The organism is uncultured Tateyamaria sp., from assembly GCF_947494755.1.
Lineage (GTDB): Bacteria > Pseudomonadota > Alphaproteobacteria > Rhodobacterales > Rhodobacteraceae > Tateyamaria.
In genome coordinates this window covers 118,442-131,590 of sequence record NZ_CANLVZ010000004.1, presented here as the reverse complement: position 1 = coordinate 131,590, position 13,149 = coordinate 118,442, and the positions used below count along the sequence as shown (strand labels likewise).

Here is a 13,149-nt window from a genome sequence, read left to right as displayed (position 1 = left end):
CGGTCACTCCAGCTCTTTGATCCGCAAGGCCGTGATTCGATTGCCGTCACGCGCCTTCACCTCGAACCGGAAGCCGTGAAAGCTGAACACTTGGCCCAGGGTCGGGATGGTTTGCGCCTCGTGAATGACAAGGCCGGCCACGGTGTTGGCCTCTTCATCGGGCAGGTTCCAATCGGTCGCGCGGTTGAGGTCGCGGATCGTCATGGCCCCGTCGACCATATAGTGCCCGTCCTCGCCCCGGTTGATCGCGTGATCGCCATCGGGGTCGAATTCGTCCGTGATCTCGCCGACGATCTCTTCCAGAATATCCTCAAGCGTGATCAGCCCTTGCAACGAGCCGTATTCGTCCACCACCAGCGCAAAATGGGTGCGCATCCGCAGAAATTGCCGCATCTGGTGATCAAGCGTTGTGGTTTCGGGCACGAAATAGGGGGGCATGGCGACTTGCGAGATGTCAAACGCCTTGAGCGCGCCCGCATCGCCTTCCGGTCCGCCGATCTTTTGATACATCGCGCGCAGCAGGTCCTTGGCGTGGATCACGCCGGTGATGTTTTCCTGTTCATCACGGAACAGGGGCAGGCGGGTGTGGCTCGATTTCAGGCACTGTTCGAGGATGTCTTGCGGATCGTCATCGGCATTGATCATCTCGATGCCGGAACGGTGCAACATGATCTCTTCCACGGTCCGGTCGCCGAGGTCGAGCGCGCCCAAGATGCGGTCGCGGTCTTCCTTTTCGACAACCCCTTCGGAATGGCCCAGATTGAGCGCCCCCGCGATTTCCTCGCGCACGGCCATGATGTGGCTGTCGGGATCGATCTGCACACCGAACAGGCGCAGGATGCCCCGCACCAGCAGGCGCACTGCGGACACGATGGGCGAAAACAGCAGCACCACGATTGAAATGGGGCGCGACACGAGGGCGGCGGCTGTTTCGGAATTTGTGATGGCATAGGTCTTGGGCAGCACCTCGGCAAAGATCAGCACCAGCAGGGTCATGACCAGCGTCGCCATCGCCACGCCGCTTTCGCCAAAGGCGCGGGTAAAAACGGTGGTGGCCAGCGCCGTGGCCAGAATGTTCACGAGGTTGTTGCCAAGCAGGACCGAGCCGATCAGCCGCTCGTTGTCTTCGGTGATGTGGAGCGCGCGTTGGGCACCGCGCGATCCCTTGTCCGCGCGGACACGCAGTTTCCCGCGCGAGGCTGCCGTCAGGGCCGTTTCGGAACCCGAGAAAAAGCCCGACATGAAAAGCAGCATCAAGATCACGCCGCAGGTGATCCAGAAGGCTGCGTCAAGCGCGGTAGAGGGGTCGTCCATTCGTGATTTATCCTTTGATCTGACTTGGGTTATGGGGGTGAGGACGCGCGCAATCAAGGGAGGTGAGGCAATGCGGCACGCAGATCTGGGCGTTTTGGATGGCCCTGTGCTGATCTTTGGCGGTCCGTATTCCAACCTTCAGGCCACCCAAGCGGTGCTGGCCGAGGTCCGTGCGCGCCGGGCTACGCCGATCTGTACGGGCGATGTGGCCGCCTATTGCGCCCGCCCGGTCGAGACGATTGCGGCGATCCGCGCGTCGGGTTGCGCGGTGGTCTCGGGCAATTGCGAGGTGCAATTGGCTTCTGATGCGCCCGATTGCGGTTGCGGGTTCGAGGCGGGCACGACCTGCGACATGCTGTCGGTTGGCTGGTACGGTTTTGCCCGCGCGCAGGTGAGCAAGTCGGATCGGGACTGGATGGCCCACCTGCCGGATGTGGTGACGTTCCATCACCAAAGCGCCCGCTACGGCGTTATCCATGGCGGGGTGCGCGATGTGGCGCGCTTCTTGTGGTCGAGTTCTCCGGCATCAAACCTCGAGGACGAGTGGGATGCGCTTGAGGCGCAGATCGGCCCTGTCGATCACATCCTCGCAGGGCATAGCGGGATCGCGTTTGACCGCCCCTTGCGGCGTGGGCGCTGGATCAATGCAGGGGTGATCGGGATGCCGCCGCATAACGGGTGCGCGGCGACGCAATTTGCGGTGCTGGATCAGGGTCGGGCGACCTTTCACGTGCTGCCTTATGATGTGGCAGGGGCGGCAGCTGACATGCGGTCCGCAGGGTTGACCCAAGGCTATCACACGACCCTCGAAACCGGCTATTGGCCGTCCGAAGACGTGTTGCCCCCTGATTTACGTGTCCCTTTGGCCAAAGGGTGATGATCCAGCACAAGCTGGGTCAGGCGTTCGTCCACCACATGGGTGTAGATCTCGGTCGTGGCCACGTCAGCGTGGCCCAGCATCGTCTGGATCGCGCGTAAATCCGCGCCGCCTGCCAACAGATGGGTGGCAAAGGCGTGGCGCAGCGTGTGGGGTGTGACCTTGTCGGGCGGGACCAGACCATAGGCGGCCAACCCCTTGATCCGGCTGTAAAACCAGTGGCGTGTCAGATGCCCCGAGACTCCGCGCGACGGGAACAGGAACCGCGATGGCGGGCTGCCTTTGCCTCTGGCGACCTCCTGCGTTTCATCACGTGCCGTGATCCACGCGCTCAGCGCCTCCCGAGACGGCGGAGAAAGAGGCACCAGCCGTTCCTTGCCACCCTTGCCCAGAATCAGCAACATCTCCGGATCGCCCCGCGCCGCCGAAACAGGCAGGCCCACCAGTTCGCTGACGCGCATGCCCGTGGCATAAAGAAGTTCCATAAGGCAGGTGTCGCGCAGCCTGTCATGGGGATTGCGGCCAAAGCTGCGGGCGGCCTCAAGCAGCTTGTCCACCTCCGCCTCGTCCAGCGTCTTGGGCAGGCGCTTGTCCTGTCCGGGGCTGGTGATCTGTATTGCAGGATTGTCCGCACGCCAGCCTTCATCAAAGGCAAAGCGAAACAGTTGTTTGATGGCCGAGAGGCGGCGGGCGCGGGTCGCCTTGGCAAGTCCCTGGGTATCGCAATAGATCAGGTAGCTTTCAAAATCGCTTTGGGTGGCGATTGCGAAATCGCTTCCCTGACGCACCAGCCAGGCCTCTACATCCTTCAAGTCGCGCCCATAGGCCAATAACGTATTGCGCGCGGCCCCCAATTCGGCGGCCTGCGCCTCAAGGAAGGTCGATATCCAATGCGCCGTCACACCGGCTCCTCAAGCAGCAGAACCTGCAAGGCGGCGCGGCGTGCCACGTCTTCGAGCCCCAAGGCGCGCAAGGTGGCAAGGCCGGTGCGCAGTTGCGCCACATCGCCCGCGCCGCCCGCATGGGTTAGGGCAAGGGTACGCAGGATGGCGTGGCCCAGATCACCATCTTGGGCAGAGGCGATGATGCCAGCGTCTGGGGCCGCATCGCCGAAGGCGGCCAAAATGGCTCCTTGAGCGCCGTCGCCTGTCAGGTCCGCGGGCACTGTTCCCGAGGCGACTGCAGCCAGCACGGGCCGATCCAGCGCGCGTTGCGGAAAGATCTGCGCGGCGGTCTCGTATTGCGGCGATAACAACAGCACCTCAAAGGCGATGTCAGCGCTTGGCCCACTCAGTGTGAGCGCGGCAAGATCATTGGCAAAGAGGCTGGCAAACGGGGCTGTCAGTCGTGCCGAGCGCATCGCGCGCCACGCCCCCGGCAGCGTCTTGGCCACCGCGTTCACGCTGCGCTGCCCAAGGGCAGTCTCGACCCGCTGCAGGGCCGAAACGCGATCCCATACGCCCCCCGATGCAGCGGGCTGGCGGTGGGTGTAAAGCCCGAGCAGACGGTTGTCCGCCACAGCGCCGGTGCGCGCGAGCCGCTCGCCGGCCTCGATCCGGGCCTTCCAGCCGACGGTGTTAGCCAGATCGGCATTGGCATAGACGACCGGCCAGCCGCGCGTCGGGATCGGCGTGCCAATGGCCTGAAATACGCGGAACATCAACGTGTCCGGCGTGGTGGGAACGGGCAGGGGGGCTGCGTCTTCAAACAGGTCCGGATCAAGGAACCTCTCGAGGGCCGCCACGGTCGTTTCATCCATCAACCCAAGGGCGCGGCCGGTCCCGAGGATCAGCACGGCCGTGTCCCAATCGCCCGCGCGGGCGGCGCAAAACACCTCATGCGCAGGGCCGGGGGACAGGTGCGGTTGGGCGCGCAAGGTCGCGCAGGCCGCCGCCTCGGACCCGGTCAGCAGCGCCATATCCATATAGCGCGCCATATGTGCTGCGCTGGCATCCGGGCCCGCCTGCTGCAACAGGGCCATGGCCGGGTCGAGCGCGCCGAGTGCATAGAGGGCGTCAATGCGGGCCAGATCAAAGGCCGTCGCATTCTGGGCCGGGGGCAGAGATTCGGCCAAAAGAAGGGTGTAGAACAGCGACTGAAGGGCTGGCTGGCGCAAATCCGGCATGATCGCGATGGTGCGGGCAAGATCGGTGCCGTCACTGCCGGACCACAGCGTATCGGGCAGGCCTGTCACGTTGGCAGGGGCTAGACCAACCCGTCTGGGGGCCGCCCCATCCAGCGGCGCGACGGACACCTGCGGCACGGTCGCGGTCGAGGTCACGTCAGGCTCGGTCGGTTGTGGCAGGGCTGCGGGCGTCGCGGCTTGGCTGTCGAGCCAGTCAATCACGCTCAGCGGGGCCTCGACGGGGGTCTGGGCCACCAGAGTTGCCGGACCCATCAAAGCGGCCAGACAGGCAAGGGTAAACCTACTCCGCATCAAGCGTCACAGGCAGCCGGATTTCGGTCTGCTCAGGAGAGAAATTCGCGCCAAAATACTCACCGACATAGGCATAGCACACAAGACCGATGAACCCGATGATCAATAAGAAGATCAGCAGCTTGAAAAGTCGGCCCATAATTTAACTGCCCCGGTAATTTGCCAATGGTTTCTTGGTTTTGCCCAAAGCATATATGGCCTTTTTCCTAAAATCACGTCACATACGGCATAATGAGCGAAAATCAGCAAAATCATCTTTCCGCAGGACGCTACAGGCTGAAAAAGACCATCGTGATGGTCGGCATGATGGGCGCGGGCAAAACGGCCGTGGGGCGCGCCCTTGCGCTGCGGCTTGGCGTGGCGTTTCTCGATAGCGACGCCGAGATCGAGGCGGCAGCAAACATGACGGTGCCCGAAATTTTTGAACGCGATGGTGAGCCGTTCTTTCGCACCAAGGAAACCCAAGTCATATCCCGTTTGCTGGATGAGGCGCGGGGCGTGCTGTCCACGGGCGGGGGCGCGTTTCTGGCCGAGGTGAACCGCGCCAATATCACGGCGCGCGGTGTCTCTGTCTGGCTGGATGCGGACCTCAGCCTTTTGTGGCAACGCGTGCGCCACAAGGACACGCGGCCCCTGCTGCGCACCGCTGATCCGCGCGCGACCCTGGCCAAGATTTATGACACACGCGTTCCGCTTTATGCGCAGGCGGATGTGACGGTAAAGTCGCTTCCAGACCTGTCGATCGAGGAAATGGTGGACCGCGTGATCGCGGCCTTGCTGGCCGAACGCCCGGATGTGTTGGAGCAGAAACATGCGTGAAACTGTTCATGTGCCTTTGGGCACGCGGGCCTATGACGTGCTGATCGGCCCCGGTTTGCTGGCCGAGTCCGGCACACTGATCGCGCCGTTTCTCAAGCGGCCCCGCGTGGCCGTGGTCACCGAAACACGCGTCGCGGCCCTGCATCTTGAAGGGTTGCGCGCTGGTCTGGCGCAGGCGGGCATCGACCTTGTGTCCCTAGAACTGCCCCCCGGGGAGGCCACCAAAAGCTGGGCGCATCTGGGGCAGGTGACCGAGTGGCTGCTTGATCAAAAGGTCGAGCGGCAGGATATGGTCATCGCCCTCGGGGGCGGTGTGATCGGCGATCTGGTGGGGTTTGCCTGCGCGATCCTGCGGCGCGGTGTGCGGTTCGTTCAGGTCCCGACGTCACTGCTGGCGCAGGTTGACAGTTCGGTCGGGGGCAAGACGGGGATCAACACGGCCCAGGGCAAGAACCTGGCCGGGGCGTTTCATCAACCCAGCCTCGTGCTGGCGGATACTGACGTGCTCGACACGTTGACGGCGCGCGATTTTCTGGCCGGGTACGGGGAGGTTGTGAAATATGGCCTGCTTGGGGATGCGGCGTTCTTCGACTGGCTTGACGAAAACGCACCCGCGATGGCCCAAGGTGATATGGTGCTGCGGGTCGAGGCGGTAAGACGCTCGGTTCAGATGAAGGCCGATATCGTGACCCGGGATGAGACCGAGCAGGGAGACCGCGCCTTGCTCAACCTGGGTCACACCTTCTGCCACGCGCTTGAGGCGGCCACGGGCTATTCGGATCGCCTGTTGCACGGCGAAGGGGTGGCTGTGGGCTGCGCGTTGGCCTTCGAGCTGTCGGCTCGCCTTGGCTTGTGCAGTCAGGAAGACCCAAGCCGGGTGCGCGCCCATATCAAAGCCATGGGCATGAAGACGGATCTGGCCGATATCCCCGGTGAGTTGCCGGATGCGGCTGCGCTGCTGGAGTTGATGGGGCAGGACAAAAAGGTGGTGGCAGGCACGCTGAACTTTGTGCTGGTGCGCGGGATCGGGTCGGCTTTTGTCACCTCTGACGTGCCGCGAGAGGTGGTCTTGGGCGTGCTGAGCGACGCACTGGCCTAGTCGTCGATATCCTGGCCCCATGGGTCGATGCCATGACGGGTACAGAACCAGAAGTAGAACGGAGTCTCGATCACAACCCCGGCAAGGACGGTAAATGCCCACCAGGGCAGCGGCAGCCCGAGCATCACAAACGACAGACCCTGTCCTGCATAGGCAACGGCGATGCACAGGAAGACCACCGCCGATATCACCGCATCATAGGCCAGCAACGCACCAAGTCGTTGCACGCCCAGTCGCGGATAGACCGCGACATAGGCAAAGCCGAATGCCGCGATCAGAAACAGAATGATCCGCAGTTCAGGACCCATGGAAAGGGCTCAGAACGGGATCTCGTCGTCGAGATCACGGCTTGGGCCTGGGGCATTGCCACCACCACCGCCACCGCTGCTGCTGCCGCCATAGCCGCTGTCGCGATCGTCATAGCCCATCTGGCCACCACCGCCGCCACCGCCATAGTTGCCGCCAGCGCCGCCGCCGCCGTCGCGACCATCCAGCATCGTGAGCGTGCCGCCATAGCCCTGCAAGACAACTTCGGTGCTGTATTTGTCCTGACCCGATTGGTCCTGCCATTTGCGGGTTTGCAACTGCCCTTCAATGTAGACCTTGGAGCCTTTGCGAAGATACTGTTCGGCGATGCGCACCAGCCCTTCCTGAAAAATCGCGACGGAGTGCCACTCGGTCTTTTCCTTGCGCTCGCCGGTGTTGCGATCCTTCCACGTCTCGGACGTGGCGATGCGCAGGTTGCAGACTTTGCCGCCATTCTGGAACGTGCGCACCTCCGGGTCGCGCCCCAGATTGCCGATCAGAATGACTTTGTTAACGGACCCTGCCATATTCTTCCCCTTGGCTTGACGGGCGCGCCGATTCCGGGCGCCGCAGTGTGCTTTTGGCTAGACTACACATGGTTAACGGCGGCTTAAACGCCATTTCGTCTTCGTGACTGGCACAATGGCCAAAAAACCGTATATAGTGCGCCAAGAACAATTCGAGGCATGGACTGGGGTGCAGGGCAAGATGCGGGGCGTATGGGCAGGAGCCATTATCTTGGCGCTGGTGGCCGAAGCTGGGATGGCGCAGACTTTGTCGAGCCGCAACCGCACTAAGCTGTTCAAATCGCAGACCAAAGTTCTCGATAGTCGCGCCGCCAAACAGTATTCCAATTCGGTGCGTTTGCAGCCGCCCAAGGTGGTGACGCCGACCAAGTGGGACACCACAGGGTCGAGCCCTGAATACAAAGGCAAATATCGCGGTCCGTTTCTGGCTTTGGCCAAGGATGCCGCCCGACGCCACGGCGTGCCCGAAGACCTGTTCCTGCGCCTTGTCCAACAAGAATCGGGCTGGAACGCCAAGGCCCGCTCGCACAAGGGTGCCTATGGTCTGGCGCAGTTGATGCCCGCAACAGCCCGTGGGCTGGGTGTGGACCCCAAGGTGCCTGCCGAAAACCTTGACGGGGGCGCGCGGTACCTCAAGCAGCAATATGCCGAGTTTGGCAGCTGGCGGCTGGCATTGGCCGCCTATAACGCTGGTCCGGGGGCTGTGAAAAAGTACAACGGCGTGCCGCCCTTCAAAGAAACCCGCAATTACGTGAAAATTATCTGGGGCAGCTAGTGCTTGCGCTAAGGTGCTGAATTGCTTTCGCTATTCTGCGGATAGTCCACACGCGCTTGCGCTGCAATACGCTGGCGCATGTGCCTTGTCGGAACTTATTAAACCCCTGTCTTGTTCTCTCGATGAAGACGCTGCACCGCGACATGTCCCTATAGGCATTTCTGCAGCGACGACAAAAAGAAAAGGAAAGACACAGATGACACAGTTCATGAAGAAGACCGCTATCGCCGCATTGCTGAGCGCCACATCCCTGAGCGCCGCACAGGCTGCAACTCCATTGGGTGACGTGACCGTCGAAAGCCGTACAGCGGGGATCGAGGGTGCTGCCTCGTTCCTGTTCTTTCCCAACATCACCGAAGATCTGGAAAACGCAATCGAAGCGCGCCTGCCGATGACCGGCATGGAGAAAGACGCGCAGATCGAAGTGCAGGTGATCGAGTTGCTGCTGGATGGTGACACGATCGCGCCCGACAGCACCGAGTTCAACGAGATGCAGATCACCGTGATGTATTCGCATCCCGACAATGCGTTTCCGTCCGAAATCTATCCCGCCCGTGTGAGCGCGACCGAGGTCAGTGTCCCCGTGCCCGCCGGATTCAAGGTGGTTGATGCGACGGCACCCGACTTTTACCGCGTGCTGATGGCAGGTGCCGCTGATCAAGTGGTCAAACTGCTGCCCGAAGAGATCGAAGTCACACCATATAACTAATCATCGCAGACACCTGCATGATCACCGCGATACCCAAGCGCGCCGCATCTCGGATGTGGCGCGTTTTTGTTCGTGTTCTGTCACACTCCCGCCCTGATTGCAGGATACGACCTGACGCGTAGCGTGTCCGCCTCCGGGTCTGACGCTGCGGTGGCAGCACGAAAGGACGCCAGATGAAGGCTCAAAGCTCGTTTTCTGATCGCGTCGCGCGCATCGAGAACCACACCACGTTTGGTGCGTCTGCCGGGTACCGGGCGCAGAACCTCATTCAGTCCCGAAAGGTGTTGCGCCGCATTTACGGTGAACTACTGGTCGCGGGCGGGCTGTTGGGTGGGCTGGCCGGGTTGATCTTTGCCCAGCAATTCGGTCTGTCGACCTTGCTCTCCATGGATATGGAAACGCTTTACGAGCTGGTCATGGCGGATCGCACCATGATGGGGCTGCTGGCAGGTGTGGCTGTTGGCCCCATCGGTTTCCTGCTTGGCCAGATTTGCGGAAGCCCGCGGGTGTCGCAGTTCTGGCTTGGCTACTTTGCCGGGGTGCTGGCCTCCAACTGGTCGGACATACAGATTTACGCCGCGACCCTGACGGCTGTCGGGTAGTCGGCCCGCCCCCTTATTCTGCAGCGATTTTGATGACCGGCTCCATCCGGGCAAGGATGTCGTCGGCCAGATGGCATTTCACCTGATGCCCTTCGGCGAGGTGACGCACGGGCGGCACCTCTTTTTCACACAGGCCGCCCGGCACTTCAGACTTCCAACGGCACCGGGTCTGGAACGGACAGCCCGGCGGCGGGTTCATCGCCGACGGAATGTCACCTTCGAGCACGATATGCTTTTTCTCGACCTTGGTGTCGGCGATGGGCACGGCCGACAGCAGCGCCTCGGTATAGGGATGATAGGGGGGCGAGAACACCTGATCGGTGCTCCCGAGTTCGACCACATGGCCGAGATACATGACCATCACCCGGTCGCTGAGGTAGCGCACGATCGACAGGTCGTGGCTGATAAACAGCAGGGTCGTTTTGTGCTCGCGCTGGATTTCCATCAAAAGGTCGGTGACGGCGGCCTGCACAGACACATCAAGGGCCGAGACGGGTTCGTCCGCCACCACGATGCGCGCATCCCCAGCAAAGGCGCGGGCGATCCCGACCCGCTGCTTCTGACCACCTGACAACTGGCGCGGCATGCGCGTTGCAAAGGCGCGCGGCAGCTTCACAAGGTCCAACAGTTCGAGCATACGCTGATGCCGCTCGGCCTCGTTCTTGCCGACTTTGAAAATCTCGAGCGCGCGGATGATCTGGCGGCCCACCGTCATGGACGGATTGAGTGTGTCGAACGGGTTCTGGAACACCATCTGCACGTCCGCAACGGTCTGGGTGTCACGCTCTTCGATGGGAATGTCCTGAATGGCCTTGTTGCCAAGGGTGATAGTGCCCTCGGTCGCCGTCTCGAGCCCCATCAGCACCTTCGCGAATGTGGATTTGCCGCAGCCCGACTCGCCCACGATGGCGAGGGTTTCGGATTCGCGCGCCTCGAAGCTCAGCGTCTCGTTGGCCTTCACCACCTTCTTTTCACCGGACGAGAACAGGGCAGAGGCCGCGACCTCGTAATATTTCTTGAGGTTGTCCATCTTCAGGACGACATCGCCGATCTCGCCCTTCTGCTTGACCTCGGCCAGCTCCATCGGCGCGTTCCAGTCGATTTCCTCGAATTTGACGCAGCGGGTTTCGTGGCTGCCATCGGGGTTCGCGGGGCGCATCGGGATCGCCTGTTTGACGTCACACCGCCCAGCCTCGAAATAGTCACAGCGCGGGCCGAAATTGCAGCCGGGTGGGCGTTCATGGGGCAGGGGGAAGTTGCCGGGGATCGCCACAAGAGGACGCGCGTTCTTGTCCGCACCGGGCAGGGGGATCGAGCGGAACAGCGCCTGCGTATAGGGGTGCTGCATCTCGTCAAACACCTGTTCAATGCTGCCGCGCTCCACCGCTTCGCCGGAATACATCACGCAGATACGGTCGCAGGTTTCCAGCACCAGACCGAGGTTGTGGCTGATGAACAGCATGGAGGTGCCGTATTTCTTGCCCAAGTCCTTGACCAGTTCGACCACCGCCGCTTCGACAGTCACATCAAGCGCCGTGGTCGGTTCATCGAGGATCAACAGCGAGGGTTCGGACATCAGCGCCATCGCGATCACGATGCGCTGCTGCTGGCCGCCCGAAAGCTGGTGGGGAAAGGAATTCAGTATACGCTTGGGGTCGGGCAGCTTCACATCCGTGACCACCTGCAAGGCGCGCTCGTAGGCGTCTTTTTCGGACATGCCCTGATGGATCATCGGCACTTCCATCAACTGCTTGCCGATCTTCATGGCCGGGTTCAGCGATGCCATCGGCTCCTGATAGATCATCGCGATTTCCGAGCCGCGGATGTCGCGCAGCTCCTCGGCGCTCATCTCTTGCAGGTCGCGGCCCTTGAACTTGATCGAGCCGCCGACGATGCGCCCGTTCTTGCCCAGATCCTGCATGACCCCGAGGGCCACAGTGGATTTGCCGCAGCCCGATTCCCCTACAAGACCGACAGCCTCGCCGGGTTGCACGGTCACCGAAAAATCCATCACGGCAGGAATTTCGCGCAGTCGCGTGAAGAATGAAATGCTCAGCTTGTCGATCTCGAGGATCGGGCCATCATGATCCAGTTTCGCCATCGTGTTCGTCTCCTCGGTCAATGCGCAGGTGCCCTGCCTCTTTTGACCTAAAATATCGCGGGGGTCCGGGGGCTGGCCCCCGGTCCCACACTTGAAATCAGTCTTTCAGACTCTCTTCGCGCAAGCCGTCCGCCAGCAGGTTCAACCCCAGCACCAGCGTCAGCAGCGCAAGGGCCGGCGCAATCGCGACATGCGGATAGACCGACAGCAGGCGGCGACCGGCGTTGATGGTCGTCCCCCAATCCGGGCTTTCGCTTTCAAGGCCGAGGCCGAAAAAGCCGAGCGTGCCGAGCAGTATGGTAGTGTAGCCGATACGCAGACAGAAATCGACGATCAGCGGCCCGCGCGCGTTGGGCAGGATCTCCCACAGCATGATGTACCACGGGCCCTCGCCACGTGTCTGGGCGGCGGCCACATAGTCGCGTGTCTTGATGTCGAGCGCGAGGCCCCGCACGATCCGAAAGACCGTGGGCGCGTTCACAAAGACGACGGACACGAATACGACCAGAATGCCCGGATCGATGTCAAAAAGATCCACCGCGCCGGGCAGGCCGGGGATCGCGTAGGTCGCCGTGGACACGATGGCCCCATTGGTCGAAATCAACGACAGGTAGATCCAGCCCAAAACCCCCAGCACCGCGATCAGCAGCGGCGTGCGGAACGAAGGTTGCGTGTAATAGCGCGAGTTCAGCAACACTGCGACAAAGATCAGCGGAAAGATGAACAGCACCGTCGCCATGTAGTTGGGAATGCCCGTCGCCACGATCTCGGGCGTGACCAGCAGGTAAAACAGCAGGATGACCGGAAAGGCGAGGATCAGGTTGGCCAGGAACGACAGGATCGTATCCAGCCGTCCTCCGTAGTAGCCTGCGGGCAGGCCAAGCGTGATGCCGACCATGAAGGCGAACAGCGTGGCCAGCGGTGCGATCTGCACCACGACCCAGGCCCCCTTGAACAGGCGGCTGAAGACGTCGCGCGCGAGGTTGTCGCCGCCCAGAAGATACCAGGCATATTGGCCGTCTTCGGCACCGCGCAGCGGCGTGCCGGGCACCTTGTTCTTCATTCCCGATACTTGCGTCAGGCTGTCATGGGTCGAAATCCAGTCGAACAGGCCCGCCATCACACCTGCGAACACCCAGAACATCACCAGCGCAAAGCCGATCATGCCCACGGTCGAGTCAAAGAGCTTGCCGTAGAGGCCCAAGCGCCGCTTGAACTGGATCGACACCACAAAAGTGACCACCAGCGCGATCCAGACCGGGATCAACTGCTGGCTCATCCCACCGATGATCCCGCCCAGTCCCGCGCCGCCAACCGCACCGGCAAGCACATAGATCACCAGCAGCGCGAGCAGGGCTGCGCCTGTCCAGCGCGTCGCGGTTGCGGCCAGATCATAAGGGCCACCGGCCGTGCTCAGCGTGCCATCTGGGTTGGTGACGACGCGCGCGCCGCCCGTGGCGATGCTGAGAACGATCTGCGCCAGCACGACGACGAGAAACAGCGCCACCAGAACATACAGCACGGGGTCCAGAAATTGCCCAAGCGTTCCGGTCCATGTCAAAGGTTCCATGTCTCTGGCCCTC

Annotated in this window: 14 protein-coding genes; 6 read left to right on the top strand and 8 right to left on the bottom strand. The window is 61.9% G+C overall.

What is annotated here, in order from left to right; all coding sequences use genetic code 11:
- Positions 1 to 3 precede the first annotated feature (3 nt).
- Positions 4 to 1,314: an HlyC/CorC family transporter gene (locus tag Q0908_RS06615; RefSeq protein WP_299282081.1), complete on the bottom strand. Its 1,311-nt coding sequence runs from the start codon at positions 1,312 to 1,314 to the stop codon at positions 4 to 6.
- Positions 1,315 to 1,384: 70 nt separating this feature from the next.
- Here Q0908_RS06615 and Q0908_RS06610 point away from each other — a divergent pair, with 70 nt between their 5' ends.
- Positions 1,385 to 2,191 (top strand): metallophosphoesterase family protein, encoded by an 807-nt coding sequence (locus Q0908_RS06610; RefSeq protein WP_299282079.1) that lies wholly within the window; start codon positions 1,385 to 1,387, stop codon positions 2,189 to 2,191.
- On the opposite strand, the gene Q0908_RS06605 is transcribed toward Q0908_RS06610, so the two are convergent.
- From Q0908_RS06605 to Q0908_RS06595, 3 genes are read right to left on the bottom strand one after another with little or no spacing between them, the layout of a single operon-like run.
- A complete protein-coding gene (locus tag Q0908_RS06605; RefSeq protein WP_299282077.1) occupies positions 2,131 to 3,093 on the bottom strand; it encodes a site-specific tyrosine recombinase XerD in 963 nt (320 codons plus the stop codon). The two genes, Q0908_RS06610 and Q0908_RS06605, sit on opposite strands and share 61 nt — an antisense overlap.
- Positions 3,090 to 4,628 (bottom strand): hypothetical protein, encoded by a 1,539-nt coding sequence (locus Q0908_RS06600; RefSeq protein ID WP_299282076.1) that lies wholly within the window; start codon positions 4,626 to 4,628, stop codon positions 3,090 to 3,092. The genes Q0908_RS06605 and Q0908_RS06600 overlap by 4 nt, the downstream gene beginning before the upstream one ends.
- Positions 4,618 to 4,767: a hypothetical protein gene (locus Q0908_RS06595; RefSeq protein WP_299282075.1), complete on the bottom strand. Its 150-nt coding sequence runs from the start codon at positions 4,765 to 4,767 to the stop codon at positions 4,618 to 4,620. Before Q0908_RS06595 ends, Q0908_RS06600 begins: the two co-directional genes overlap by 11 nt.
- 92 nt (positions 4,768 to 4,859) lie before the next feature.
- On the opposite strand from Q0908_RS06595, the gene Q0908_RS06590 reads away from it, so the two are divergent.
- Entirely contained in the window at positions 4,860 to 5,447 is a 588-nt protein-coding gene (locus Q0908_RS06590; RefSeq protein ID WP_299282073.1) for a shikimate kinase, read from the top strand.
- Positions 5,440 to 6,546 carry a 3-dehydroquinate synthase gene (gene aroB, locus Q0908_RS06585; protein ID WP_299282071.1) on the top strand — a complete coding sequence of 369 codons (1,107 nt, stop codon included), beginning with the start codon at positions 5,440 to 5,442 and terminating at the stop codon, positions 6,544 to 6,546. Before Q0908_RS06590 ends, aroB begins: the two co-directional genes overlap by 8 nt.
- Here aroB and Q0908_RS06580 read toward each other — a convergent pair.
- Together Q0908_RS06580 and ssb are read right to left on the bottom strand one after the other, a co-directional pair.
- Complete coding sequence (locus tag Q0908_RS06580) at positions 6,543 to 6,854, bottom strand: hypothetical protein (RefSeq protein ID WP_299282069.1); 312 nt, start codon at positions 6,852 to 6,854, stop codon at positions 6,543 to 6,545. The two genes, aroB and Q0908_RS06580, sit on opposite strands and share 4 nt — an antisense overlap.
- Before the next feature lie 9 nt (positions 6,855 to 6,863).
- Positions 6,864 to 7,379: a single-stranded DNA-binding protein gene (ssb, locus tag Q0908_RS06575; protein WP_299282068.1), complete on the bottom strand. Its 516-nt coding sequence runs from the start codon at positions 7,377 to 7,379 to the stop codon at positions 6,864 to 6,866.
- A 235-nt stretch (positions 7,380 to 7,614) separates the two neighbouring features.
- Here ssb and Q0908_RS06570 point away from each other — a divergent pair, with 235 nt between their 5' ends.
- The 3 genes from Q0908_RS06570 (at position 7,615) to Q0908_RS06560 (ending at position 9,465) form a co-directional block, all read left to right on the top strand.
- Positions 7,615 to 8,154 carry a lytic transglycosylase domain-containing protein gene (locus Q0908_RS06570; protein WP_299282363.1) on the top strand — a complete coding sequence of 180 codons (540 nt, stop codon included), beginning with the start codon at positions 7,615 to 7,617 and terminating at the stop codon, positions 8,152 to 8,154.
- A gap of 196 nt (positions 8,155 to 8,350) precedes the next feature.
- A complete protein-coding gene (locus Q0908_RS06565) occupies positions 8,351 to 8,863 on the top strand; it encodes a hypothetical protein (protein WP_299282066.1) in 513 nt (170 codons plus the stop codon).
- 173 nt (positions 8,864 to 9,036) lie between these two features.
- Entirely contained in the window at positions 9,037 to 9,465 is a 429-nt protein-coding gene (locus Q0908_RS06560) for a hypothetical protein (protein ID WP_299282064.1), read from the top strand.
- A 13-nt stretch (positions 9,466 to 9,478) separates the two neighbouring features.
- On the opposite strand, the gene Q0908_RS06555 is transcribed toward Q0908_RS06560, so the two are convergent.
- Both Q0908_RS06555 and Q0908_RS06550 read right to left on the bottom strand, forming a co-directional pair.
- The gene (locus tag Q0908_RS06555; protein ID WP_299282062.1) at positions 9,479 to 11,566 is read right to left on the bottom strand and encodes an ABC transporter ATP-binding protein; all 2,088 of its coding nucleotides are present in this window, start codon (positions 11,564 to 11,566) and stop codon (positions 9,479 to 9,481) included.
- A 97-nt stretch (positions 11,567 to 11,663) separates the two neighbouring features.
- On the bottom strand, positions 11,664 to 13,136 hold the full coding sequence (locus Q0908_RS06550) for an ABC transporter permease (RefSeq protein ID WP_299282060.1): 1,473 nt from the start codon (positions 13,134 to 13,136) through the stop codon (positions 11,664 to 11,666).
- Positions 13,137 to 13,149: the final 13 nt, after the last annotated feature.